Consider the following 23455-nt stretch of genomic DNA (forward strand, 5'->3'; position numbering starts at 1 on the left):
GACCCTATCGGCTAACTATTTCGCTCTAGGCAGTCTCACCCAGACGGACCGTCACCGTCACGCGGCCACTGTCATCTTTTCTCGCGATTCCGTAACCGGGCACGTCAACTCCATTGAGCCGGAGCTGCAGCGGCCTGCCTTCTCCGAGGAAGTTGCGCCACCACTTCTTCGTTTCGGGGATGCCCACCCAGATCACGATGTCGTCTCCCGAGCGCCAATAGTTCACCGGCGTGCTGAAGATCTGTCCGGATCGGCGGCCGGTGTAGGTGACAACGGTGAAGTATCGGCCCGCCAGGCTGCGCAGCCCGGGCACGTTCAGCGCTATCACCGGCACGGTGTTGACCGCGTCGACAAAGCGTCGAAGTAAGGAATTCATCTGTGCCTACAGGTCGTCGCGCGAGCGCTCATCTGTGCCCAACGGTCTTCACGCAAGCGCTCATCCCAGCTTCCGTAACCGGGGTTCGAGGTCGTTCTTGAACAGTTCCAGGAACCGCTTCTGGTCGTGACCGGGCGCGTGGAACACCAGGTGGTTCAGGCCCCAGCCCACGTAGTCGGCGACCTTGGCGACCGCCTCGTCCGGGTCGGAGGCGACGATCCAGCGTTTGGCGACCTGCTCGATGGGCAGCTCGTCGGCGGCGCGTTCCATCTCGATGGGGTCGTGGATGCTGTGCTTCTGCTCGGGGGTCAGCGACAGCGGCGCCCAGAAGCGGGTGTTCTCCAACGCCTTCTCCGGATCCGGGTCGTAGGAGATCTTGATCTCGATCATCCGGTCGATGTCGTCGAAGGTGCGCTCGGCCAGCGCAGCACCCTCCTTGACGGCGGGGATGAGCTTGTCCTTGTACAGCTCCTCGCCCTTGCCGGAGGTGCAGATGAATCCGTCGCCGGCGCGTCCCGCGTACTTGGCGACGACGGCGCCACCCGCGGCGATGTAGACGGGGATGCCGTCCTCGGGCACGTCGTAGATGGCGGCACCCTTGGTGCGGTAGTACTCACCCTCAAAATCAACGCGCTCACCGGTCCACAGTTCGCGCATGAGCCGGACGGACTCGCGCAGCCGTGCGAAACGCTCCTTGAACTCCGGCCACTCACCGATGAACCCGGTGGCGATCTCGTTGAGCGCCTCACCGGTGCCGACACCCAGGAAGATGCGGCCCGGGTACAGGCAGCCCATGGTCGCGAAGGCCTGCGCGGTGACGGCCGGGTTGTATCGGAACGTCGGGGTCAGCACCGACGTGCCGAGCTGCAGGCGCTGGGTGCGCTCACCGACGGCGGTCATCCAGGCCAGTGAGAACGGGGCGTGACCACCGTTGTATCGCCATGGCTGGAAGTGGTCGCTCACGGTCGCACTGTCAAAACCGTGCGACTCGGTGGCGACCGCCAACTCGACGAGCTCACGCGGCGCGAACTGCTCCGCCGATGCTTTGTATCCCAGCTTCAGTTCCCGTGCCATCCGCGCGCTCCTCGCCTCAAGGGTGCTTACCGCTCTTCGCGCAAGCGGCTCATCGGTGCTAGACGCTCTTCGCGCAAGCCGCTCATCGCAAGTTCTCCAACCACCCTAACCAAACCCCGGATAGTCTCATTTCCATGGTCGAGATCACCCAGGTCAGCGACGCCGTGCATGTGGTCAATGGGGAGGCGGTCAACTGGGTGATCGCCTCGGATGATTCGGGCGTCACGCTCTTCGATTCCGGTTATCCGGGCGATCGCGAAGATGTCCTGAAATCCATTGCGGCGCTGGGACACAAGCCTCAAGATGTGCGCGCAGTGGTGCTCACGCACGGACACATCGACCATATGGGCACCGCGATCTGGTGGGCCGCGGCGCACGGGGTCCCGGTGTATGCCCACAACGCCGAGTTGGGCAATGTGCGGCGCGACTACGTGGATCAGGCGCAGCCCTTCAAGGTGGTGCTGAATCTGTGGCGGCCCGGATGGCTGCCGTGGGTCATCCATGCGATGCGTCTCGGAGCCGGGGTGCGTGACGGCATTCCGACGGCGGCTCCGATCGGTCCGGAGCTCGCGCATCTGCCGGGAGCGCCCGTTCCCATCCCGACTCCCGGGCATTCCGGGGGTCACTGCTCGTTCCTGGTTGCCGGTCACGTGCTGGTGGTCGGGGACGCCATCATCACCGGGCACCCGATCGCGACCCGGTCGGGACCTCAGCTGCTGCCCACTCCGTTCACCAAGGACATGGAGCAGGCGCGCCGCAGCGTCGAGGCCCTTGCCGATGTGGACGCCGACGTGCTGGCTCCCGGGCACGGTCCGGCATGGACGGGCTCACTGCGCGACGCGGTCGAGATCGCCCTGCGCCAGTGAGGTGACGGCGTCGAGCCCGAGATGTTCACGCAGGGTTTCGCCCTCGTATTCGGCGCGGAAGGCGCCACGCTCCTGCAGCAGCGGCACCACGGTGTCCACAAAATCGTCCAGGCCGGCCGGCGTCAGATGCGGGACCAGGATGAATCCGTCGCAGGCATCGGCCTGGATGTAGCGGTCCACCTCCGCCGCCACCTGTGACGGGGTACCGATGAACTGCTGGCGCGAGGTGACCTCCTTGATCAGCTCACGGATCGACAGGTTCTTGGCCTCCGCGAGCTCCCGGTACTTCGCGGCGATCTCCCGCGGGTCGCCGTGGCGCGCCTTGCCGCGGGTTATCGAGTCGTCCCCGGTCGGCTCCACGTCCGGCAATGGCCCATCCGGGTCGTACCCCGAGAGATCACGACCCCACACCTGCTCGAGATAGGCCAGCGCCGTCTGCGGGCCGACCTGCTGGTCCCTGATGTACGCGGCCTTCTCGATCGCCTCCTGTTCGGTGTCACCGAGGACGTAGGTGACGCCAGGAAAGACCTTGAGTTGATCCGGGTTTCGGCCGTGCGCGACGGCGCGGGCCTTGACGTCGGCGTAATACTTCTGCCCCGCGGGAATCGAGGAGTGGATGGTGAAGAGTGCATCGGCATGCTTGGCGCCGAAGTCACGCCCATCCGCCGAATCCCCGGCCTGCAGCAGCACCGGATGCCCTTGCGGAGACGTCGGTGCGGTCGCCACACCACGGACGGTGAACTGCGGCCCCTTGTGGTTTACCGGGTGGATGTCGTTGTCCCAGCTGTCCCAGAATGTGCGGGCCACCGTGATGAATTCCTCGGCCCGGTGGTACCTGTCTGCGTGCTCCAGGAATCCCCCGCGCCGGAAGTTCTCACCGGTGAACGCATCGGACGAGGTGACCATGTTCCAGCCCGCGCGCCCGTCCGTCAGATGATCGAGAGAGGCGAACTGCCTTGCCACATTGAAGGGTTCGTTGAAGGTGGTGTTGATGGTTCCCACCAGTCCGAGGCGGTCGGTGACAGCGCCCAGCGCGGAGAGCACCGTGAAGGTGTCGGGCCGACCGACCACATCGAGGTCATGGATCCGGCCCCGGTGCTCGCGCAATCGCAGGCCCTCGGCGAGAAAGAAGAAGTCGAACAGCCCACGCTCAGCGGCGCGGGCCACATGCACGAAGGAGGCGAAGTCGATCTGGCTCCCCGACGCGGGATCAGACCATACCGTGGTGTTGTTGACCCCGGGAAAGTGCGCGGCGAGATGGATCGGCTTGCGGTGTATGCCTTCCCGGACCTGGGTGTCTGTCATCAGATCAGTCCCCATTCCTTGGCGATGAGCTCGTAGGACCTGCGCCGGTCCTCGTGCCGGTGGGTGATGGAGGTGATGACGAGCTCGTCGGCACCGGTGACCCTGGCCAGGGTGTCCAGCCGCTCGGCGACCTGGCCGGCGTCGCCGACGAACTGGGTGGCGACCCGGTCCTCCGAGTGGTGGCGTTCCTCGTCGGTAAGCGGTTGCGCACCCTCGGGATCGGGGTACGGAATGGCGCCGTGCCCCGACCGAATCGAGTGCACCCAGCGGCCAAACGTACTGGTGAGGTGGGCAGCGGTCTGCTCGTCCTCAGCGGCCACGGCATCAGCGGAGACGATGACATACGGCTCTGTCAGTGCCTTCGAGGGGCGGAACGCCGCACGGTACGCCTGCACGGCTTCCACCGTGGACCAGGGCGTGACGTGGTAGTTCGCCACGAACGGCAGACCACGACGCGCCGCGACCTGAGCCGATTCACCCTTGCTGGAACCGAACAGCCATAGCGGCAGATCGGCGCCCTCTCCCGGACGGATATGCAGCGCAACACCTTCCGGACTGACATAGGTGCCGTCGAGGAATGCCTGGATATCGGACACCTGTTGGTCGAAGTCGGCGATCTGGGCGCCCGGCTGCTGCAGGGCGGCGACGGTGGCCCGCAGCTTGGGGTTGTCCTTGATGCCGAACTCCGTCGGCGCCTGCGGGATGAACAACCCATCAACGTCATGTGCCGGTGCCGGTTCGGGCTTCTGCTCGTTTCCGGCGAGACGGTCCCTGATCCGATGGCCCGTGCGCCCCAACCCAAGGTCGATACGCCCCGGGTAGAGCGCATCGAGAATGCCGAAGCTCTCCACGATCGCGGCGGCCGTGGTCGACGCGACCTGAACGGCACCGGCGCCCACCCGGATCCGACGAGTAGCGGCGGCAATATGCGCGATGACCAGTGCGGGAACCGTGCTCGCCACCGCGACGAAATGATGCTCGGCGAGCCAGTATCGCCGGTAACCCCACTGCTCCGCGTGCTGGGCCAGGTCGATCGAATTACGCAGTGCCGCGGTGGCATCCGATCCTTCGCTGACCGGGGACAGGTCGAGAACCGAGAGTGGGACGTTCATGCCGACTTCCTTGCGTAGCGGTTGGTGGCGGTGGGCAGGCCGAGCCGTTCGCGCAGCGTTCCGCTCTCATACTCGGCGCGGAACCCCTGATGGGCCTGAAGGAGGGGCACGAGTTCGTCAACTACGACGGGGATGTCGAGCGCGTTGACCGCCGGTCGCAGGCGCACACCGTCGATACCCCATTCATGCCACTGTGCGATGAGGTCGGCCAGCTCAGCGGCCTGCCCTGTGAATATGGCTGCATCCGAGTGGAATTCGTCATCACGACCGAACGAGACCACCAGATCTGCCAGCACCTTGATGGTGCGGTGCCCCGCCGTGTTGTGCAGGCGTGCCGGGATCTCGGCAGCGGAGGCGCCGTCATGCGGGGTGACAAAGATCAGGTCGGCGTTCTTCGCGGCGAAGGCCTGCCCGGGACGGCTACGCGCGAGTGCTGCCACCACCGACTGCCCCTGCGGGGACCTCGGGGTGATGGACGGCCCCTTCACCGAAAAGAACCGGCCCTCGAAGTCGACGTAGTGCAGCTTGTCCCTGTCGATGAAGCGCCCCGTCGCCACGTCTCTGATCTCGGCGTCGTCCTCCCAGCTGTCCCATAACCGTCGAACCACCTCCACGGAGTCCGCGGCCTCCTCCAGCAGGTCGTGCAGTGGCAGCACCTTGGTGCGGCCGAACGCGTCCGCCTCGTCCCCGGTATCGGCGATGGTCACCTGCCACCCGGCCCGGCCGCCGGACACGATATCCAGGGTGGCAATCGATTTGGAGACGTGAAATGGCTCATTGTGGGTGGCCGGCGCGACGGGGATGAGTCCGATATGCGTTGTCGTCGGGGCCACGCGCGCGGCGGTCAGTATCGCGTCAAGACGGCCGCCGGAAGTGCGCGCGAACGAGTCCTCGAACGTCACGAAATCCAGGAGCCCGCGCTCGGCGTGCTGAACTTGTTCGGCCCAGTACTTCCCGGTGAGCGCGCCGCCGGTGTGCTTGCCCTGCTCGGGATGCCATCCATACCCGTCCAGGGCCAGGCCGAGAAGTGTCGTCACAGTGGGCTCAACGTCCGCGAACCGCGTGACAACGGCGTTAATCTCACCCTGAAGGAAACAGAGCCCTGGGCACGCAAAAATCGTTCTTGACTAAGGCGAGCATCCCCGTATCGAACATATGTTCGATACGGGGATCGGGCCTCCCTCCTCCGATGAGGCGGACCTCATGATGGCCACGCAGGCCGCCGAGGAGGACGCGGCGCGCGCGGCGTTCATCGATCCCATCGAACGATGGTTGGCCGACGAGGCAGCACGGGCAGATTGGGAGTCCGGCAAGGAGTCGCGGCAGCGCCTCGGACGCGACGAGCTGTTCCGGCGGATCGATGCCGGCGAGGGGGTCTGCCCGCCCGACGCCGGGATAGACACCGCTTTCGAACCAGACACGGACCCCGACACGCTGGTGGCTGGGCTGCTGGATCAGATGCGCGAGCGGTCCCGCCATGAGAATCGCGCTGCGGCGCAACGAGTTCTCCTGGCTCTACGGGTTCTCGAAGAGCGCATGTGTCAATCGCTGGCCGAGTACGGCGAAGAGCTGACGGGCATCAGGCTGGCGCGTGCTGAGATCGGTTTGGCACTGGGATTATCGCGGTCGGCCACCTCCACCTTGATCACCTGCGCCGAGCAGATCGGTCGACGGATGCCGCTGGTGGAGAAGCCGTTTCTCGATGGCGAACTGTCCTATGCCCATGCGTGCGTGATCAGCTCGGTACTGGCGGCCGCCTCACAAGAGACCGTTGACGCGATCAGCGCCGAAGCAGTTGAGCTTGCGAAGACGCTTCCACCGCAACGCCTCCGGTCTGCAATCTGGCGCCGGTGGATCAGACACAACGCCGACGAGGCGGCCCGCGCTCGCGAACAGGCATCGGGCAATCGCTACGTCCGGGTGCAGCCCAACCCGGACGGCATGGCCTTCCTGACCGCACATCTCACGCTATTGGAGGCCAGGACGGCCGAGCGGCGGATCGAAGACGTGGCGTCCACCGTGTGCCGGCATGATCCTCGGACACGCGGGCAGCGTATGGCGGATGCCTTCATGTCGGTCCTCGCAGGCGGCCACCACATCCCATGCCGGTGCGACATGAGCGATTGCCCGTACCTAGGCATCAAGGCGCCACCTCAGCATCTGCATCTCGCCCAGGTAGTGGTGGATCTGGAGACGCTGCTGGGGTTGGCCAACAATCCTGCGCGGCTCGGTGACGGCTCAGTCATCGATCCGGAACTGGCGCGCAAGATCACCGAAAATGCGCACTGGCAGGCGATTTTCATCGAACTGCGCAAGATGGTGCCGACCGTGGTGGGACGTTCCAGGGTCAAACGCACTCCATTGCCGGCACCGGTCGTTGATGCGCCACCGGGCAAGGTCGCCCCGCCGGAGCCCGGGCCCGCCGTGCCCGCGCATCCCGACGGTCACGGCGGATATGGCGACCCACCAGTAGGTGCGCTCACCTATCGGCCCGGGGCCGCCCTTGCCGATGCGGTGCGCACGACCTTCTCCACCTGCACCTTCCCTGGCTGTTCGGCGTCGTCAGCGCGCTGCGAGCTGGACCATATCGTCGAGTTCGATCATGACGCCCCCATGTGCGGTGGTTGGACGATCTTCGAGAACCTGCATCCGGTGTGCCATGACCACCATGACCTGAAGACGCGTCGGCGTCTGCGTGCAAGCCGGATGACCCATGGCGCCATCCGCTGGGCCGCGCGCACCGGCGACTGCGGGGTAACGCAACCGGAGCTCGGCCGGGTCCCGGCGGGGCCGCAGATTGTCGACGAGCTTCCGCTCGCCCGTGTCGACGGATACTCCTGCCCCGATGACCTCACCGTCGCCGAGGGAGAAGCGCTGTACTTCGAGGAGACGTGGTGGGAAGTGCACTACGGCAGTGAGACCGGCCCTTCACAGCGCGAGGTGGATCGCACCCTCGATCCCGAGGTGCGCGCCGAGTTGCAGAGCCTTGCCGATCGCTACCACGACCACCTCATGATCATGGCGCGGCGGCGGCAAGCCAGCCCGCGGTGGGCCAGGGCCGCCTAGAGGTCCTTCTCGAACGGATGAATACCGACCTCATCGGCGGACAGGGTCTGGTCGTAGAGCGGTCGATACCCCGCAGAGAGGTACAGCGCCTTGGCCTCGGGCTGGCGCGGGCCGGTGGTGAGGTAGATGCGCCGGTATCCGCGACCGCGGATCTCCTGCTCCAGTGCGGCCAGGGTGCGCACCGCCAGGCCCTGACGGCGATGCGCGCTCGACGTCCAGATGCGTTTGAGCTCCGCGGTATCGGCGTCATACCGCTGGAACGCGCCACCGGTCACAGCCACACCGCCCTGCACGCCGATCAGCAGCCCTCCGTCGGGAGCGCTGAAGTGGACGGCCGGATAGTTGACCAGGAACTCGTGATGCTCGTCGAGAGTCCCGCCGTATCGCGTGCTGTATTCCACCGCCAACTCGGCGAGCAGCGGAGCGGCCAGCGGGTCCTGTTGCTGCACCGTCGTGAACTGCAGCAGATCCTCACACGCCGTCATGTCATCCCTGCCTCGGTAGTCCGCGGGGGTTCACTTCGGACCGACTCACTGCTTCGTTCTCCAATCCCCAGCGCTGCAACACCTTACGATACGTGCCGTCGGCAATGGCATGGTTGACGGCATCGGCGATGGCGCGCACCAGTCCATTGCCCTTCTTGGTGAGCACCGCGATCTCCCCCTGCAGCGCCGCCCCCGCACCGGAAAAGGTACCGACCAACTTGGTTTGCCCGGTAGCCTGAGAATGAAACACCGCCGTCGGGTTGGGACCCACGTACGCATCGATGCGCCCCGACGCCAACGCCAGGTAATAGCCGGTGGTCTGCTGGAAGTACTTCAGGTCGGCGGCGGGAAGACCCGCCGCGACATTCTGTTCGTTCCACTGCACCAGCAATGCTTCCTGGTTAGTACCTGACCCGACGCCGATGGTCTTACCGGCGATATCCCTGGCACCCTTGACCTTCCAGTCCAGGGATCGCCGGGCCTCAAAGGAGACGTTGTCCAACCGGTATGTGGCGAAGTCGAACTTCTCCTTGCGCTCCTCGGTCACCGTCACATTCGAAATGAACGCGTCGACCTCGCCCGAATCCACCTTGACGAAGTTCTGCGCCCAATCCGCCGAACGCAGGTCGACCCGCAGCCCCAGAATGTCTGCCACCAGATAGGCGAAATCCGTCTCGATCCCGATCATCGTCTTGTCGTCATCGGCGTAGAAGCGCAGCGGCGGTGCGGAATTGGCATCGCCGGTGACAATCAGGGTGCCACGCTTGCGGATGGCATCGGGCACCTCGGCGGCGATGGCGTCCGCCGTGGCGGCACGCACCCGATCCTGGTTCGGGCTCAGATTGAACGACGAGGATGCGCCGGGCTCCGCGCCCCCGGCACAACCGGTGAGGACAACCATCATCGTGCAGAACAACGCGATACAACCCTTCACGCCAGCACCTTTGACAGGAAGCCGACGGTCCGCGGATGCGATGGGTTGTCCAGCAGCTCTTCCGGCGGACCCTGCTCGACGATGGCGCCATGATCCATGAAGACCACGGTGTCGGCGATCTCCCGGGCAAGCCCGATCTCGTGCGTCACGATCACCAAGGTGGCACCGTCACGGGCCAGCTGGCGGATCACATCGAGCACCTCGGTGACCAACTCGGGATCCAGAGCCGACGTGGGCTCGTCGAACAGAATGACCTTGGGCCGCAATGCCAAAGCGCGCGCGATGGCCACCCGTTGTTGCTGGCCCCCGGATAGCCGGCGCGGATACTCTGCCACCTTGTCGGCAACCCCCACCCGTTCGAGCAGCCGGGTCGCCTCGGCCACCAGCTCAGCACGCGGCGCCCGCCGCGCTGCCAGGGGCGCCTCGATGACGTTCTCCAGCACCGTCATATGCGGAAACAGATTGAAGTTCTGGAACACGAAGCCGACCTGCGAACGCTGCCGCAGAATGGCCCTTTCCGAGAGCTCGTAGAGCACCGATCCACGCTGCCGGTAACCGATGAGCTCGCCGTCGATGCGGATGGTCCCGCCGTCCACCTTCTCCAAGTGATTCAGGGTGCGCAGCAGCGTCGACTTCCCCGAGCCCGACGGCCCGATGATGACCGTCACCTCTCCCTGCCGCACAGTCAGATTCACATCGCGCAGCGCAACCACCTGGCCGTAGGACTTGCGCACCCCACGCACCTCGATGGTGCTCATCGGTGTGCGCCCCGGGCGTAATGCCGTTCGATGTAGTACTGCACGATGGTCAGCACCGACGTGATGACGATGTACCAGACTGTCGCCACCATGAGCAGCGGCACCACCCGTCCGTTACGCCCGAATATCACCTGCACCTGGTAGAAGAGATCGGCGATGGCCATGGTGGACACAATGGACGTGCCCTTCACCAGACTGATGACCTCGTTCGCAGCGTTGGGCATGACCGACCGCATGGCTTGCGGCAGCACGATCCGAAAGAACTGACGGCGCCGGGGAATCCCCAGGGCCGCCGCGGCTTCCAATTGCCCCTCGTCGACGGACAGGATGCCGCCCCGAATGATCTCGGCGAAGTAGGCGCCCTGATGCAGAGTCAACCCGATCACGGCGGCGGTCAGGCCGCTCAACAGCTCGTTGGTGTCGACGGTGATCAGGCTCGGCCCGAACGGGATCCCGAAGCTGATGCTGTCGTACAGGTAGGCGATGTTGAACCAGAACAGCAGCTGCACGATCAGCGGTATGGACCGGAATATCCACACGTAGGTCCACGAGATGACCTTCAGGACGGGATTGTTGGACAGGCGTGCGGCCGCCAGCGCCACCCCCAGGACGAACCCGAGCACCGTGCCGTAGATGGTGAGCCGGATGGTCAGCCATAGCGCCGCCAGCACCGACTTGGCGGTGAAGTACCGCGCGAACGTCGGCCAGTCCCACCCCGGGTTTCGCACCAGACCGTGCACGAACATGGCCACGAACAGCAGCGCGACGGCAGAAAGAATCCAGTTGCCCGGACGTGCCCGGCGCCGTACCCGCAGCACCGCCTCGGCATCGTCGTCGGACGCCCGGGCGCGCGGCGGCGCAGCGGGTGCCGATGTCATGCGGTCGAACCTAGGAACACCGACCAGTGCACAACAGTCTTTGGCTCCCGGCGAATCGAACGGCGGCTATCCGTCATGTTCGACCGGGGAAGCATCCGCGCCGCTCGAATGTTCAAATAGGACATGCCAGAAATCCCCGCGGGCTTTGACGATCTCCTGAAACAGCAGCTCTACGGCCACCTAGCCACGGTCGGTAGCGACGGTTCCGCGCAGTCCAGTCCGATGTGGTTCAGCTGGGACGGGGAGCGGGTGCGCTTCACCCATACCAACAAGCGGGCCAAGTTCCGCAACATCCGGTCCGAACCCCGGGTCGCCTTTTCCATCCTGGACCCCACCAATCCGTACCGGTACCTGGAGGTGCGCGGCACCATCGACCAGATCGACGACGATCCGACGGGGTCATTCATCCAAGAGCTTGCCCACCTGTACCAGGCACCGTGGGCCGGAACGAGCACCGGCGACGAGGCAGACCGCGTCATTCTGTACCTGCGGCCCACCAAGTTCGTGAGCCACGGCTAGGCCAGCGGCCCCAGCAGGCGCATACACATATCGGTGGCCTTGGCTCCCAGTTCGCCAGCACTGCACCTATTTTCATCGGCAAGCCAGTCCTCCATGAGGAGAGTCACACCCCCGACGCCGAAGACGGCGGCATCGAGCAGCGCCGGCTCTGGCTTGGACACCTCAGGCGCGATGGTCAGGAGAATCGCCCGCGCGACGCGGTGCTGAAGACTTCGGCGCTTGGCGGCAAGTCCGGGATATCCGGCCAGGTCGGATGTCAGAATCCGCAGTACCGCCCGGTCCGCGACGGACTGCTCCAGGTACGCCGTGAGCCCCGCCGTCAGCTGGGCGTGCGGATTGTCGCCGGCCACCCGGCCGGCTTCTGCCATGGACGCGAACAGTTCGGCGAACACGTCGTCCACGATCTGCAGAACCAGATCACCGATCACCTCGAACTGCTCATAGAAGTACCGATCGGTCAGCCGGGTCCGGGCACACACACCCCGAACGGTGACCGCGGCCAGGCCCTTGTCACTCCACAGCTCGCGGCCCGCACGCAGCAGTGCCACGCGCCGCTCATCACGGCGCTGCTCTCGCGTCTTGCCACCGTACGTGCGGTGAGTCTGACCGTTCGTCACGCGTAAACGCCCTTCGTCTTGACATAGGCAACCTACTCGCTAATGTTGAGGACACACGTCATCAGAAACTACCGACAATGCGGTCTAGGAGATTTCATGACACTTGCGCCCGAGCATTCAGCCTCCGATACGGACTTTGAGGAGCTCATCTCGCGTCCCTTCGAGTCCCAGCTGCGCGAATACGACTACGAGGTCACCGAGATCGACGGCACGCTGCCACCGGCGTTGACCGGCACGCTTTTCCGCATCGGTCCCGGCAAGTTCGAGGTGGGCACCACCGTGCTGCGCACGATGTTCGACGCCGACGGCATGGTGTCCCGATTCATCCTGGACGGATCCTCGGTCCGCTTCACCAACCGGTATGTACGCACCCAGCAGTTCCGGGATGGGTTGCAGCAGGGCCCGATGCGCAGACCCGGGATCACCACCCAGGTGCCCGGGAAACTATTCGCCAACCTCCAATTGCCGGCGAACACCGCGAACACCAATATCGTGTCACTGGCCGGGGAAATGCTGGCACTCTGGGAGGGCGGGCCACCACACCGGCTGGACCCCGACACACTGGAAACGCTGGGCACCAACGACTTTAAGGGCAAGCTCGGGTATGTCGGCGCCTTCTCGGCACACCCCAAATGGGATCCCGTCACCGGCGAGATGTTCAACTTCGGTCTGGACATCTTTCCCACACCACGACTGCGCTGCTACCGGGTGAGTCCCAGCGGACAACTCTCGCAGATCAATTCGGTAACCCTGTGGGATATGGGCTGGAACCACGATTTCGCGCTGACCGAAAAGTACCTGGTCTTCGTCCTCGATCCCATCCGCCCCAACATCGGCCAGCTGCTGCGCGGCAAGCGTTTCGACGAAAGCCTCGAGTACCAGCTGACCAATGGCAGCACCAAGTTCATCCTCGTGCCCCGCGATGGATCCAAACCACTCGTTATCGAACACGCCCCCCAGACCCATATCCATGTCACCAACGCCTTCCAGGATGGCGCCGATGCGGTGGTCGAGTTCGTCAGATATGAAAGCCTTGAGTTTCTGCGGCGGACACTGAACGCCGCCATGGGGCCCAAGGACCACCCAAATCCTCATCACCATCTGGTAGTCCGCGAATGGCCGGACAGCCACCTGGTGCGCTTCCGCATCTCACCCAGCGGCAAGATCACCGAGGAAGTGGTGTCACAGTCCGCGAAAATCGAATTTCCGCAATATGACTGGCGCCAATCCACCCGCAATCATCAGATCACCTATACCGCCGGGACGCTGGAACCCAAGGGTCACTACAACGGCATCTTCAAGTTCGACCACCGCACCGGCGCCATGACACACTGCGACTTCGGCAAGGCCTCGGTGTGCGAGCCCATCTTTGTGCCACGCGACAAAGACTCCGCACAAGATGACGGCTGGCTACTCGCGGTCAATCACGATCTCGTGGAAAATCGTTCGCAGTTGGTCATTCTCGACGCGCGTGATGTCGAGCATGGCCCAGTCGCGGTGGCGCACCTGACGCATCACTTGCCGATAGGGTTCCACGGCACATTCAACAGACGGATCGCCAATCCCGATGCGCCGCTGCCGCATCCGACGCTAGTGGCCTAGCGGGCCGATCCCTGTTAACAACGCCATTAGTCCAACAAGGGACCCCGCTCCAAGGATCTCGCGCTCCCTGATGAGCGCGGGGATGTCGGCCATGGGAATCCACCGCACCACACTCGGGTCAACATGGTTAGGCGGCCGATCAACCATCACGGCCCTGCGGGCAACATACACTTTATGAAGTGCGTCCATCCCGTGAGATGTCGACTGAAAAACAATCAGCTGCTTCAAACCAATTGGTTTCCAACCTGTTTCTTCGATGGTCCTGCGAGCTGCAGCCTCCGGGCCGGTTTCGCATGCCCGCGCGCCGCCGCACGGAGCCTCCCAGCCCCACACGTCTGCGAGTTGGCAACGCCATACCAAAAGCACGCAACTCCGTTGATCGACCATGATCGCTGTAGACATTGCCGGCGGGAACACGACGTTACCTACAGGGCTGTCAGAAGACGGGTGTGTGGATCGGCAGCAGTTGCACGAGGGCTTGCGCCATGTCCCAGTCAGTGTCAATTCGGGCGATTCTCCACTCACCGTCTTGATGGCGCATGACATAACGATCCATTCCTGTGATCAACCAGCATCGCCGAAGTGGTCCAACCTGAAGGAATCTCGGAATCCACCTGCTCCACGCGGCCTCGAACGGTATGCCCCACGGCATCGCGATCCGGACGATGTTGTCATGAAAGTCAAACACCGGCAGGTCGTCGCGTGAATCGCTCATGGGCCCGAAGATCACCTCACGGCTAAGCGCATACAGCAGCCAAGAGGACACCGTCGCCAGTCGAGAGCTGCTCCAGCCCACTTTGTGGTTCTTCCATTGGAACTTGAATGTCGCGGACAGGGTAAACACCATGTCTTCGGTGACGCACGCCAACGCTCTTCGTAGATCAAATTTGGTGTAATCGTCTTGGTCCCAGGCATGCATGTAGTCGCGAAGGAAGGCGGCTAATCCTTGCGCGGGCAGCCCAGCGGCCGAAAATGCATCCTCTTGCTCTTGGACCCGCTCGAAGAATTGCGGAAGTATTGAATAATACTTCAGTGCGACAGGCGATTTGTAGCGACTGACGAAGGTGAACAGTTCATGCTCATACCCGGTTTCTCTGAATTCCTTTGTACTTGAGGTCATTTCGCAGTTCCTTTCCAACACTGTTTGAGAGATCAACTTCGGGCATGCGTCGACTCGTCTGCGCTGGAGACCAGCGCGTAAGAAGGGTCATCCTTGGGTGGGACCATGAAAAGCATTGCCGAAGCTAGCTCCTCATTAGTCGGCTGGCGACGTTCGCGGATTCTAGTGACAATGGGGTTGTAGATGAGCAGCAGCGGCAGCGCAATGTTGAGCAATACGCTTCCAGCCGTGGTAAACCAGAGCGCGGGACCGTACGTTTGTGTGTGGATGAGGAGATAGGACCCGCCCGTTGCGGCAATGGCGTAGATCATCAGCCCGAACGGCGCTACGAACGGGGTCAGGATCCAGCGCCATAGTCCGGCGCGCTTACCGCCAGGATGCAGGGCCAGCATTAGCCATCCGATGACGATCATGAAGCCGCCGTTTTGCACGATTGACGATGCCGGAACACCGAGGATCACGTTGTTTCCGTAGTAGTGCATAACATTGAGCTTGGTCGCGATCATCTCGGCGGCTATCTCGGGAACTGCCAGCAGCGCCCACATGCCAATGAGTAGCTTCGCGGACGCGCCCGCACGCATCAAGGCGTACATCGAACAGGTGATGATGGGTATGCCAGCGACGTAGAACAGAAACACGAACAGAGGCATGGGTCGACCGAAAAATTGACCGACGATGTACATGTGGTTCCTGGGATACCATGTCGCGCCGATGATGTCGCCGAGTGGCTCCACGATCGTCGGGAACGTGATGGCCCCGAGAAGCACTAGAATAAACATGGGGCTGCGGGTTTGTTTGGTGACAAACACGCCAAGAATCACAGTAATCGTCAGCAAGATCGCCGTTCCGATAACGGCAAGCGACGCCCATGTTGGCCCCACCTGCAGATCGGTTGGCGGCGGTAGGAATCCGCGCTCACCCGCCGGGGTCAGGTTTGCGATGTAGTGCATCAATACCTCCCGGTCAAAAGCAATCATCGGTCGCTTACATTGATGGCCGCAGCGGGGCAGATCGCGGATGCATCTTCAGCCGCCTTACGAAACTTGTCCGGAACAGCTGATAGGACTGGCTTTTTCGTGCCCCAATACAGCTCCGCTACACCTTCGGTGGTCATCCGAAACAACTCTGGGTGTTCTCGCACGCAGTACCCAGAACCCATACAGACGTCGTGGTCGATGCCGACCGTTACAGAATCCATGGGCATCTCAGGCTCGACTCACGTTGACAGGTAGCCCGCCATCAACCGTGACTGAGAAGGAGAATTTGTGCTGCGGAGACCAGCCGCGCTGTAGATGCAGGCGATAGCGCTGGAAGATAACGGTGAGCAGGAATTGCGCGTTCATATATGCCAGTCCGGTACCGACACAGTGATGCGGGCCGGATCCGAATGGCATGAAGGCTAGCCGCGGGCGTGCTCGTGTGAGCGCCTCGTCGGTGAAGCGTGTCGGGTCGTAGGCATCGGGGTTGGGCCACCAGCGCGGATCACGGTGAATGGCATACATCGGGGCACCCACGACGGTGAACTTTGGGACGACGTAGCCACCAAGCTCGTTGTCTACCATCGAAAATCGAGGATTTATGGGGTGCCCCTGCAACCGTTGTCCCTCATCGAAACAGGCCTTGGCCCACGGAAGACGGGGAAGGTCCGCGGCGGTGGGCACTGCGCCACCGAGTGCGTCAATCTCGTCGTAGAGCTTGGCAAGGTGCTCGGGGTGGGCCAGCAGCAGCGCCAGCGTCCAGGACAATGACGCGACGACCGTTTCGTAGCCGCCGCCGATCAAAATGATCAGCTCCATCGCCAGATCTCGCTCCGAAATCGGCGATCCATCCTCGTAGCGTGCGTCAAGCAAGATATCCAGAAGATCTTTGGTGTCCACGGGGCTCTCACGCCGACGGCGAATTAGCTTCCTGGCCAGCATGTATATCCTCGCCACGGACCGGGGCACACTTTGGCGGCCGGGCCACGGGAACAGCGGGGGTATCGGCATCATCATCGACGCGGCACCGGCAAGCGCCATCCCCATACGTATGTCGATATCGGTGTTGCGTATCTCATCCTCGCTGATGGAAGAGGAGAACATCGCCCGCAGAAAGGCCGGCAGCGTCACTTTCGCGATCTCGTGCTGAAGGTCCACCACCTGCCCCGAGTCTGCCCAACCCGACCACAGATCGACCCGCTTGACGAACTCGTCCGCTATCACATCGCCGATTCGTGACAAATGTCTGCGAGAGAACATGGGCAGCAGCATCTTTCGGCGCTGTCGAAACTTCTCTCCTTCGAGCATCGGCACGGCAGCGCCCACGATCTGTGTGGCCCACCGGCCCGGCCCCGCCATGCTGTAACGCCCAGTGGGCTCATCCATGAATGCGCTCACTAGATCCGGGTGAGTCACGGCGATCATGTCCATGAACGGCAATGGAACACGGAACACGTCGCCGTACTCGGCGGCACTACGCCGCATGTACTCAAACGGGTTCCGGCGCAGCTCGAACAATGACCCAAACACCGGCAGACCCTTCGGCCCCGGGGGTAATGGTGTCGGCCTACCCACGCCGCGTATTGCCCCGAGAATGGTTGGTACCGCCAGTCTCGTTGGCCAGTAGGGATCTTGGTTCAATGCGCTCAGAACACTCGAGCGACCAATCGCAGGTCTCGCCCGCCTCTCCGGGCTGGTCGCTGATGGTGCGACCGGTGCAGCATCGGCGAGGCAACCAACGTGAGAGTCCGCGGGTCGCGTCTTATGCGGTTGGTTCATATCGGCCTTTCCCCTTCTGTACGCAATGGGTGAGCCGGATCATAAGCACACAAAGGCAGGCAATGCAACACTGCAACATTTATGACAGATGATGCATCTGCTCTAGCGAACTGCTACAGTTCCGTACATGTCTGAGGCTCAAACTGGCACTGAATCACCACAATTCGGCGCCCTGCTGAAGTTCGATCCCGAGACTTCGCGGCTGCTCGATGTGGCGCGATCGGAGTTCGTATCGCACGGAATCCGTCGCGCCTCTATCAGCGAGATCGCTCGGCGAGCCGGCGTATCCCGCCCCACTCTCTTCCGGCGCTGCGGCGACAAGGACGACATTGTCACGGCAGTTGCCGCCCGCGATCTTGTTGAGTTTTTCGCTCGAGCGCAAGTGGCTCTGAAAGCTTTAGAGTCGTTGGAAGACAAGGTTGTCGAAGCGTTCGTTCTCGGCGTACGCGAAGCGCGTGAGCACCCCATGATTCAAGCTCTCAAGGAATTCGACGACCGGATGTTGCTGCAAAAACTGCTCGATACAAACTCGCCTAGTGCACGCACGATGCTGCACGCCATCGCTCAGCTCGTCCAGGATGAAGGCGTAACACCGAGCACCGCAATCGAGAATGCCCTTGAGATCTCGCTGCGCATCACGGCAACACTTCTCGCCAGTCCATCGACAGCATTGCCTACCGATTCGGATGAGAGCGCCCGTGCGTTTGCACGGCAATACCTCACGGCAATAGTGCATGCAGCATTACAGACCTAAACCAACGCTATGGCTCGCGATTCAAGCTTGCCGCCCTGTCACGCCTTGGAGGGCCACCAGCTCAGCTTGCCGAAGGCCTGAGCCAGCGTCGGCACCATCAGGGTTCTGACGATGAAGGTGTCCAGCAGGATACCCACACCGATGATGAACCCCATCTGCACCATCTGATTGACCGAGCCGACCATCATGCCCAGCAGGCTGGCGGCGAACACCAGTCCGGCCGAGGTGATCACCGACCCGGTCTGACGCACGGTCCGGATGATGCCGAGCCGCATGCCGCGGGCGCTCTCCTCCCGCAGGCGCGAGATGAACAGCATGTTGTAGTCGGCCCCGACGGCCACAACCAGCACAAAGGTCATCGCGGGGACGGCCCAATCCAGCTGTTGCCCAAGGAGAACCTGGAACACCAGCACGCCGATGCCCAGTGACGCGATATAGGTGAGCAGCACCGTGCCCAGTAGGTACAGCGGCGCGATCACCGCCCGCAGCAGCAGACACATCACCAGGAAGATGATGAGCAGCGTGACGACGATGATCTCGCGCAGATCACTGTCGTAGGCCTTCTTCAGATCGGCATTGATAGCGGGGAATCCGCCCACCGACACCGTGGCACCGGCCAGCGCGGTGTTGGGCGTGGCCTCGTTTCCGACGCGCTCCATATCGCGGCTCAGCTGCATCGCCTCGGGCCCATAGGGGTTGAGCGGCGACTGCACCAGATACATGGCGGTACGCCCACCATCCTGCAGGAATGCCGAACTCAGCTCCTTGAATCCGGGATTCTGCAGCATCGCCCCCGGCACGGAGAAGCCGGATGCCGCAGGAGAATTGGAGTCCTTGCCGATGGTCTGCAGGGTTACCGCGGCCTCACCCATGGACCGCACGGTGTCCTCGAGTTGGGTGTTCAAGTCCCGGATCCGCACGCCCATCGTCTTGACGGAGTTCATATCCACGCCCAGCCCTCGCAGCTGCTGGAAATAGCCCGATATGCGTTCGAATTTGCGTTCCATCTCGGGCAATTTCGCGAGCAGACCGCGAATCTGCTTGAACTGATTGTTCATATCGCCCAGCAGCTGTGTGATCGTCTTGCCGCCGGTGACCGCCCGCACCGACTCCCGCAGGCCTTCCACCGAGGAGAGCGGACCCGTGTCGCGCAGCTCGACCAGCTGGTCGCGTAGCTTCACACAATCGGGCTGCACGGGGCAAAACGGCGATTCGGCAAGCGTCTTGATCAACGACACCCCGGCATCGAGCGCCGAGAAGGTCGCCTCGACCGAGGGACCCATCTTGGCCAGCTGATCCACCATCCCCGCCACGGTGCCCATTTGGGATATCAGCGACTGATACCGATCGAGTTGCCCCTCAAGCTCTTTGGCCATTGACAACATCTGCGGCATCATCTGCTGCATCCGGGCCAGGTCCCCGTCACCCAGCTCGTTGGTCATGGCCGACATGACGTCGGCGAGCTTCGACATCCGTTCGAGCTGTGGCCGCAGGTCGGCGTTGACCTGCCCGCTTGTCTTGTCGATCTGCGTTCCCATGTACCCGATCTGCCACGCCAACGTGGCCTGGGTGAGCTTGTTCCCGTCGGGCCGGGTGATGCCGACGACCTTCCCGACTCCCCCGAGCTGGGAGATCCGCTCGGCCATCTGGTCAAGATCGCCCAGCGCACGCGGATTGCGCAGATCCGACGGCGACTGGATCAGAAGATACTGCGGCATCACCGAATTGGTGGGAAAATGGGCGTTGAGGATGTGCATACCCTGGTTCGACTGCGCCGAATCGGGCAGCACCCGCGACATGTCGAAACTGGGTCGCATGAAAGGGACGAAGGACGCGGCCGCCAACAGGATCACGATCGCCACACCGAAGACGGGCCACGGGTGCCGCACGATGGTCACACCCATGCGGTGCCAATAGACCCCCGCCCGATCCGGCCCCGGCAGTCCCAACCCGCGCTTGGCCGCCAGGCTCAACGTCGCCGGCAGCAGCGTGGTAACCACAAAGAACGCGACGATCACCCCAATCGACACCGCCGGACCGGCCGCCGCGAGGAAGGCCAGCTTGGCGGTCAACTGCGCGATGTTGGCAATCGCCACGGTCGCCGCCGTCGCCAGGATGACCCTGGTCATCGAGCCACAGGCATGCGCGAGTGCTTCAGGTGGGGCCTCCCCCGCGCGTATTCGCTCGTGGTACCGACTGACCAGGAACACCGTGTAGTTGACGCTGGCCCCCATCAGGACGGCCATCATCAGCCCGGCAGATACCGATGACACCGGAATCAGGCCCCGATCGGCGAGCCCGGCTATGACGCCGCGCGCGATCAGCAGGCTCATTCCCATCACCAGCAGCGGCAGCATCGCGGTGAACCACGATCGGAACACCAGCAACAGGATGAGACCGATGACCACCACGGTCACCGCGCCGATCTTGGGCAGGTCGCCCAGCGCGGCATTGCCCATATCGGTGATGGTCCCCGCTGCGCCGGTGATGTTGGCCGTGGTGGACGAACCGGCGAAGGTCTGTTTCACCAAGTCATCAACCGATCGATATGCCCGCTGCGCCAACGGAGTACCGAGATCCCCCGCCAATCCCGCCATCGCGTACCAGGTGGTGCCGTCCTCGCTGAGCACTTGCTTACGTGCCACCGGGTTGTTGCGCATCCGGGGATCGCCCAGCTGATCCTGGACGAAGGTGACGTACTCCTTGTTCCCGCCCAGCCGATCGATCAGCGCGGAGTACCGGGCCTGTGCGTCGGCGTCAAATCCCTTGTCGCTGTGCATCACGATGATGACGGCGTTATCGATACCGGGGCGGCCGAACGCCTTTCCCATCTCCTTCATCGACGCCAGTGCCGGGCTCACCTCACCCGTCGGCAGCGGACTGACCGAGCGCTCGTTAGCCACCCGCTCCAGTTGCGGCCAGGCGGTGTTGACCAGAACCCCGACCGCAATCCAGGCCAGTATCACCAACTTTGCGTGCTTGGCCACCAGGCGTCCTGCCCGCTCGAACGCCGGACTGTATTGGTGCGACATGGTCGGCTCCTCAGATCAACGGCGGGAAGGTGACACTGGGCATGCCCGGCACACCGGTCATCGGCATCACGGTGTAGCGCAGCGTGAAGGCTCCACCGAGGTCGTCGCCGACCACCAGCACGGTGTACTTGTTGTTGAGATAGGCGTCCTGGCCCATCACGGTTTGATGTTCGAATCCGGCGTCGGTCAGCAGCTTGCCCGCTGCGGCCGTGGCCGATGCGTCCACACCGCTGACCGCCAGGGTCCGAGAATCACCCCCCGCGTCTTGGCGATACGTTCCCTTGACGACCGGGATGTCGCGCGGAAAATCCACAGGCAGAACGCTGGCACCCGGCGGGGGCGGCGGAATGGGTGTGATCGGCGGATATGTGGTGCGCTCCACGGCGCCGCCCACGAAATCCGACATCGAGCAAGCGCTCAGGGCCTGCGACATCATCACGGCGGCAAACACCACTACCGCGACATGAACGCTTCGTTGCGTCATGACGGGATACTACAAAGGAACTTCCCGGAGTGCTAGCCCCTGCTAACTGAAGCTAGCCCGAGTTAGCTCAGCGCCCGATCCAGGTCCGCGATGACGTCCTCGGCGGACTCCAGCCCGACCGACAAACGCACCACACCGTCGGAGAGCCCGATCGCCGCACGGCCGTCCGGGCCCATGGCGCGGTGGGTCGTGGTGGCGGGGTGCGTGATGAGCGACTTGGAGTCGCCCAGATTGTTCGAGATGTCGATGAGCGAGGTCCCGTCGAGCACCTGGAAGGCGCGCTGCTTGCCCGCATCGCCGTCGGCGTCGAGTTCGAAGGTGACGACGGTGCCGCCGCCGCTCATCTGCCGCTTGGCCAGCTCGTACTGAGGATGGCTCGGCAGGAACGGGTAACGCACCCAGCGCACCGCAGGATGCTGTTCCAGGTACTGCGCGATCTTGGAGGCGGACTCGTTGGCATGCCGCACCCGAAGATCTAGCGTTTCAAGCCCTTTCACGAGCGTCCAGGCATTGAACGGGCTGAGCGCCGGCCCGGTGTGCCGCATCAGCGTCTTGACGGGGCCCTCGATGTAGTCGGTGTCGCCCAGGATGGCGCCACCGAGCACCCGGCCCTGCCCGTCGATGTGCTTGGTGCCGGAGTAGACCACCACGTCGGCACCCAACGGAATGCCCTGTTGCAGCAGCGGGGTAGCAAAGACGTTGTCCAGCACCACTTTTGCACCTGCGGCATGCGCCAGGTTGCATACCGCCTCGATGTCGACCAGCGATTGCATGGGGTTGGAAGGGGTTTCGAAGAACACGGCCTGCGTGGGAACGGATAGCGCCTCCTCCCATTGGGAGAGATCCTCGCCGTCGACGAACACGGTCTCCACGCCCCAGCGAGGCAGGATCTCGTTACACACCACGAAACAGGAACCGAACAGACTCCGCGCGGCGACAAGTCTGTCACCAGCACCGAGTAACGCACCCAGTGCGGTGAACACCGCCGACATCCCTGTTGCCGTCGCAAACGCCGCCTCGGCGCCCTCGATGAGCCGCAGCCGCTCCTCGAACATGGAGATCGTCGGGTTGCCGTATCGCGAGTACACATACCGGTCGACCTCGCCGGTGAAGGCGCGTTCCGCGGCGGCCGCGCTCTCGTAGACGTACCCGGAGGTCAGGTACATCGCCTCGGCAGTCTCCTCGAACTCCGAGCGCAGCAGTCCGCCGCGCACGCCGATGGTCGCCTGGCTCACGCCCTCGGGCAGCGCCCTGGGAATGCGCACCGAGGGAACGCCCTCGGGAGTCTGGTTCATGACTGCCGCCACGGCAGACCGATGGCCCGCCAGCCGACGCCGCCACGGTGCCGGTTCTCGTCGAGGTTGCCCTCGAATCCGTCAAGCACGTTGTAGGACGGGGTGATCCCCGCCTCGGTGGCCAGTTCCGCCGAGCCGATCGACCGGTTGCCGGATCGACACAGGAACACCACCGGACGGCTGTCTCCTTGGGAGGGCCCGGTGACACCCGCGGCGGCCAGCTCGTCCAGGAACTGCTCATTGCGTTCGCCGTTGGAGCGCACCCACTCGATGTACACGACATCGCGGCCGAGCTCGGTGAGGTCGGGAACCCCGACCCACTTCCACTCCGCCGACGTGCGCACATCAACCAGCACGGCTTCCGGGTTTTCCTTCAGCAGCGCCCACGCCGCCTCGGGGGTGATATCTCCTGCGTAGCCCAC

24 protein-coding genes are annotated in these 23455 nt (G+C 63.4%); 5 read left to right on the forward strand and 19 right to left on the reverse strand.

All coding sequences use genetic code 11. The features are described from left to right. Nucleotides 1–25: 25 nt before the first annotated feature. Both DSM43276_RS20555 and fgd read right to left on the reverse strand, forming a co-directional pair. Nucleotides 26–376, reverse strand: coding sequence for a nitroreductase/quinone reductase family protein (locus tag DSM43276_RS20555; protein ID WP_078323129.1), 351 nt, complete (start codon nt 374–376; stop codon nt 26–28). Between the two features lie 60 nt (nt 377–436). Next, complete coding sequence (gene fgd / locus DSM43276_RS20560) at nt 437–1450, reverse strand: glucose-6-phosphate dehydrogenase (coenzyme-F420) (protein ID WP_078328182.1); 1014 nt, start codon at nt 1448–1450, stop codon at nt 437–439. Between the two features lie 134 nt (nt 1451–1584). Here fgd and DSM43276_RS20565 point away from each other — a divergent pair, with 134 nt between their 5' ends. Beyond that, nucleotides 1585–2316 carry an MBL fold metallo-hydrolase gene (locus DSM43276_RS20565; protein WP_078328183.1) on the forward strand — a complete coding sequence of 244 codons (732 nt, stop codon included), beginning with the start codon at nt 1585–1587 and terminating at the stop codon, nt 2314–2316. Here DSM43276_RS20565 and DSM43276_RS20570 read toward each other — a convergent pair. From DSM43276_RS20570 to DSM43276_RS20580, 3 genes are read right to left on the reverse strand one after another with little or no spacing between them, the layout of a single operon-like run. Further along, nucleotides 2278–3636, reverse strand: coding sequence for an NtaA/DmoA family FMN-dependent monooxygenase (locus DSM43276_RS20570; protein WP_412458628.1), 1359 nt, complete (start codon nt 3634–3636; stop codon nt 2278–2280). The two genes, DSM43276_RS20565 and DSM43276_RS20570, sit on opposite strands and share 39 nt — an antisense overlap. Further along, nucleotides 3621–4733 carry an LLM class flavin-dependent oxidoreductase gene (locus DSM43276_RS20575; RefSeq protein WP_078328185.1) on the reverse strand — a complete coding sequence of 371 codons (1113 nt, stop codon included), beginning with the start codon at nt 4731–4733 and terminating at the stop codon, nt 3621–3623. Before DSM43276_RS20575 ends, DSM43276_RS20570 begins: the two co-directional genes overlap by 16 nt. After that, entirely contained in the window at nt 4730–5770 is a 1041-nt protein-coding gene (locus DSM43276_RS20580; RefSeq protein WP_078328186.1) for an LLM class flavin-dependent oxidoreductase, read from the reverse strand. Before DSM43276_RS20580 ends, DSM43276_RS20575 begins: the two co-directional genes overlap by 4 nt. A 118-nt stretch (nt 5771–5888) precedes the next feature. Between DSM43276_RS20580 and DSM43276_RS20585 the strand changes: the two genes are divergently transcribed. Then, nucleotides 5889–7799 (forward strand): HNH endonuclease signature motif containing protein, encoded by a 1911-nt coding sequence (locus tag DSM43276_RS20585; protein ID WP_078328187.1) that lies wholly within the window; start codon nt 5889–5891, stop codon nt 7797–7799. Here the strand turns inward: DSM43276_RS20585 and DSM43276_RS20590 are convergent. Genes DSM43276_RS20590 through DSM43276_RS20605 form a run of 4 tightly spaced genes read right to left on the reverse strand, consistent with a single transcriptional unit; the run spans nt 7796 to nt 10854 of the window. Beyond that, the gene (locus tag DSM43276_RS20590; protein ID WP_078328188.1) at nt 7796–8284 is read right to left on the reverse strand and encodes a GNAT family N-acetyltransferase; all 489 of its coding nucleotides are present in this window, start codon (nt 8282–8284) and stop codon (nt 7796–7798) included. The genes DSM43276_RS20585 and DSM43276_RS20590 overlap by 4 nt on opposite strands. 1 nt (nt 8285) lies before the next feature. Next, nucleotides 8286–9188 (reverse strand): ABC transporter substrate-binding protein, encoded by a 903-nt coding sequence (locus tag DSM43276_RS20595; RefSeq protein WP_078328252.1) that lies wholly within the window; start codon nt 9186–9188, stop codon nt 8286–8288. A gap of 26 nt (nt 9189–9214) precedes the next feature. Then, the gene (locus DSM43276_RS20600; RefSeq protein WP_078328189.1) at nt 9215–9976 is read right to left on the reverse strand and encodes an amino acid ABC transporter ATP-binding protein; all 762 of its coding nucleotides are present in this window, start codon (nt 9974–9976) and stop codon (nt 9215–9217) included. Further along, nucleotides 9973–10854 (reverse strand): amino acid ABC transporter permease, encoded by an 882-nt coding sequence (locus DSM43276_RS20605; protein ID WP_078328190.1) that lies wholly within the window; start codon nt 10852–10854, stop codon nt 9973–9975. Before DSM43276_RS20605 ends, DSM43276_RS20600 begins: the two co-directional genes overlap by 4 nt. A gap of 123 nt (nt 10855–10977) precedes the next feature. Here DSM43276_RS20605 and DSM43276_RS20610 point away from each other — a divergent pair, with 123 nt between their 5' ends. After that, nucleotides 10978–11373 (forward strand): PPOX class F420-dependent oxidoreductase, encoded by a 396-nt coding sequence (locus DSM43276_RS20610; protein WP_078328191.1) that lies wholly within the window; start codon nt 10978–10980, stop codon nt 11371–11373. Here DSM43276_RS20610 and DSM43276_RS20615 read toward each other — a convergent pair. Continuing rightward, entirely contained in the window at nt 11370–11990 is a 621-nt protein-coding gene (locus DSM43276_RS20615; RefSeq protein WP_078328192.1) for a TetR/AcrR family transcriptional regulator, read from the reverse strand. The two genes, DSM43276_RS20610 and DSM43276_RS20615, sit on opposite strands and share 4 nt — an antisense overlap. A gap of 96 nt (nt 11991–12086) precedes the next feature. Here DSM43276_RS20615 and DSM43276_RS20620 point away from each other — a divergent pair, with 96 nt between their 5' ends. Further along, nucleotides 12087–13592 carry a carotenoid oxygenase family protein gene (locus tag DSM43276_RS20620; protein WP_078328193.1) on the forward strand — a complete coding sequence of 502 codons (1506 nt, stop codon included), beginning with the start codon at nt 12087–12089 and terminating at the stop codon, nt 13590–13592. Here DSM43276_RS20620 and DSM43276_RS24115 read toward each other — a convergent pair. From DSM43276_RS24115 to DSM43276_RS20645, 5 genes are read right to left on the reverse strand one after another with little or no spacing between them, the layout of a single operon-like run. Further along, nucleotides 13581–14138: an NUDIX hydrolase gene (locus DSM43276_RS24115; RefSeq protein WP_078328194.1), complete on the reverse strand. Its 558-nt coding sequence runs from the start codon at nt 14136–14138 to the stop codon at nt 13581–13583. The two genes, DSM43276_RS20620 and DSM43276_RS24115, sit on opposite strands and share 12 nt — an antisense overlap. Then, nucleotides 14029–14712 carry a hypothetical protein gene (locus DSM43276_RS20630; protein ID WP_136629137.1) on the reverse strand — a complete coding sequence of 228 codons (684 nt, stop codon included), beginning with the start codon at nt 14710–14712 and terminating at the stop codon, nt 14029–14031. Before DSM43276_RS20630 ends, DSM43276_RS24115 begins: the two co-directional genes overlap by 110 nt. Nucleotides 14713–14744: 32 nt before the next feature. Further along, the gene (locus DSM43276_RS20635; protein WP_136629138.1) at nt 14745–15689 is read right to left on the reverse strand and encodes a hypothetical protein; all 945 of its coding nucleotides are present in this window, start codon (nt 15687–15689) and stop codon (nt 14745–14747) included. After that, nucleotides 15686–15916, reverse strand: coding sequence for a ferredoxin (locus DSM43276_RS20640; protein WP_078328196.1), 231 nt, complete (start codon nt 15914–15916; stop codon nt 15686–15688). The genes DSM43276_RS20635 and DSM43276_RS20640 overlap by 4 nt, the downstream gene beginning before the upstream one ends. 1 nt (nt 15917) lies before the next feature. Continuing rightward, nucleotides 15918–17468 (reverse strand): cytochrome P450, encoded by a 1551-nt coding sequence (locus tag DSM43276_RS20645; protein WP_078328197.1) that lies wholly within the window; start codon nt 17466–17468, stop codon nt 15918–15920. A 127-nt stretch (nt 17469–17595) separates the two neighbouring features. Between DSM43276_RS20645 and DSM43276_RS20650 the strand changes: the two genes are divergently transcribed. Continuing rightward, nucleotides 17596–18222, forward strand: a complete 627-nt coding sequence (locus DSM43276_RS20650) for a TetR/AcrR family transcriptional regulator (RefSeq protein WP_078328198.1) — start codon at nt 17596–17598, stop codon at nt 18220–18222. Between the two features lie 38 nt (nt 18223–18260). Here the strand turns inward: DSM43276_RS20650 and DSM43276_RS20655 are convergent, their stop codons facing one another. The 4 genes from DSM43276_RS20655 to DSM43276_RS20670 form a co-directional block, all read right to left on the reverse strand. Continuing rightward, nucleotides 18261–21254 carry an MMPL/RND family transporter gene (locus DSM43276_RS20655; protein ID WP_078328199.1) on the reverse strand — a complete coding sequence of 998 codons (2994 nt, stop codon included), beginning with the start codon at nt 21252–21254 and terminating at the stop codon, nt 18261–18263. A gap of 10 nt (nt 21255–21264) precedes the next feature. Further along, nucleotides 21265–21738: a hypothetical protein gene (locus tag DSM43276_RS20660; RefSeq protein ID WP_078328200.1), complete on the reverse strand. Its 474-nt coding sequence runs from the start codon at nt 21736–21738 to the stop codon at nt 21265–21267. A gap of 62 nt (nt 21739–21800) precedes the next feature. After that, nucleotides 21801–23033, reverse strand: coding sequence for an O-succinylhomoserine sulfhydrylase (locus DSM43276_RS20665; protein WP_078328201.1), 1233 nt, complete (start codon nt 23031–23033; stop codon nt 21801–21803). Continuing rightward, nucleotides 23030–23455: a rhodanese-like domain-containing protein gene (locus DSM43276_RS20670; protein WP_078328202.1), complete on the reverse strand. Its 426-nt coding sequence runs from the start codon at nt 23453–23455 to the stop codon at nt 23030–23032. Before DSM43276_RS20670 ends, DSM43276_RS20665 begins: the two co-directional genes overlap by 4 nt.

This window comes from Mycobacteroides salmoniphilum, from assembly GCF_004924335.1.
GTDB lineage: Bacteria > Actinomycetota > Actinomycetes > Mycobacteriales > Mycobacteriaceae > Mycobacterium > Mycobacterium salmoniphilum.

Coding starts and splice junctions, on each gene's coding strand:
- DSM43276_RS20555 (WP_078323129.1), bottom strand. CDS start 376: ATGAATTCCTTACTTCGACGCTTTGTCGACGCGGTCAACACCGTGCCG.
- DSM43276_RS20585 (WP_078328187.1), top strand. CDS start 5,889: ATGTTCGATACGGGGATCGGGCCTCCCTCCTCCGATGAGGCGGACCTC.
- DSM43276_RS20640 (WP_078328196.1), bottom strand. CDS start 15,916: ATGCCCATGGATTCTGTAACGGTCGGCATCGACCACGACGTCTGTATG.
- DSM43276_RS20635 (WP_136629138.1), bottom strand. CDS start 15,689: ATGATTGCTTTTGACCGGGAGGTATTGATGCACTACATCGCAAACCTG.
- DSM43276_RS20630 (WP_136629137.1), bottom strand. CDS start 14,712: ATGACCTCAAGTACAAAGGAATTCAGAGAAACCGGGTATGAGCATGAA.
- DSM43276_RS20595 (WP_078328252.1), bottom strand. CDS start 9,188: ATGATGGTTGTCCTCACCGGTTGTGCCGGGGGCGCGGAGCCCGGCGCA.
- DSM43276_RS20645 (WP_078328197.1), bottom strand. CDS start 17,468: ATGAACCAACCGCATAAGACGCGACCCGCGGACTCTCACGTTGGTTGC.
- DSM43276_RS20660 (WP_078328200.1), bottom strand. CDS start 21,738: ATGACGCAACGAAGCGTTCATGTCGCGGTAGTGGTGTTTGCCGCCGTG.
- DSM43276_RS20655 (WP_078328199.1), bottom strand. CDS start 21,254: ATGTCGCACCAATACAGTCCGGCGTTCGAGCGGGCAGGACGCCTGGTG.
- DSM43276_RS20565 (WP_078328183.1), top strand. CDS start 1,585: ATGGTCGAGATCACCCAGGTCAGCGACGCCGTGCATGTGGTCAATGGG.
- DSM43276_RS20620 (WP_078328193.1), top strand. CDS start 12,087: ATGACACTTGCGCCCGAGCATTCAGCCTCCGATACGGACTTTGAGGAG.
- DSM43276_RS20610 (WP_078328191.1), top strand. CDS start 10,978: ATGCCAGAAATCCCCGCGGGCTTTGACGATCTCCTGAAACAGCAGCTC.
- DSM43276_RS24115 (WP_078328194.1), bottom strand. CDS start 14,138: ATGTCATGCGCCATCAAGACGGTGAGTGGAGAATCGCCCGAATTGACA.
- DSM43276_RS20650 (WP_078328198.1), top strand. CDS start 17,596: ATGTCTGAGGCTCAAACTGGCACTGAATCACCACAATTCGGCGCCCTG.
- DSM43276_RS20590 (WP_078328188.1), bottom strand. CDS start 8,284: ATGACGGCGTGTGAGGATCTGCTGCAGTTCACGACGGTGCAGCAACAG.
- DSM43276_RS20605 (WP_078328190.1), bottom strand. CDS start 10,854: ATGACATCGGCACCCGCTGCGCCGCCGCGCGCCCGGGCGTCCGACGAC.
- DSM43276_RS20570 (WP_412458628.1), bottom strand. CDS start 3,636: ATGGGGACTGATCTGATGACAGACACCCAGGTCCGGGAAGGCATACAC.
- fgd (WP_078328182.1), bottom strand. CDS start 1,450: ATGGCACGGGAACTGAAGCTGGGATACAAAGCATCGGCGGAGCAGTTC.
- DSM43276_RS20600 (WP_078328189.1), bottom strand. CDS start 9,976: ATGAGCACCATCGAGGTGCGTGGGGTGCGCAAGTCCTACGGCCAGGTG.
- DSM43276_RS20575 (WP_078328185.1), bottom strand. CDS start 4,733: ATGAACGTCCCACTCTCGGTTCTCGACCTGTCCCCGGTCAGCGAAGGA.
- DSM43276_RS20665 (WP_078328201.1), bottom strand. CDS start 23,033: ATGAACCAGACTCCCGAGGGCGTTCCCTCGGTGCGCATTCCCAGGGCG.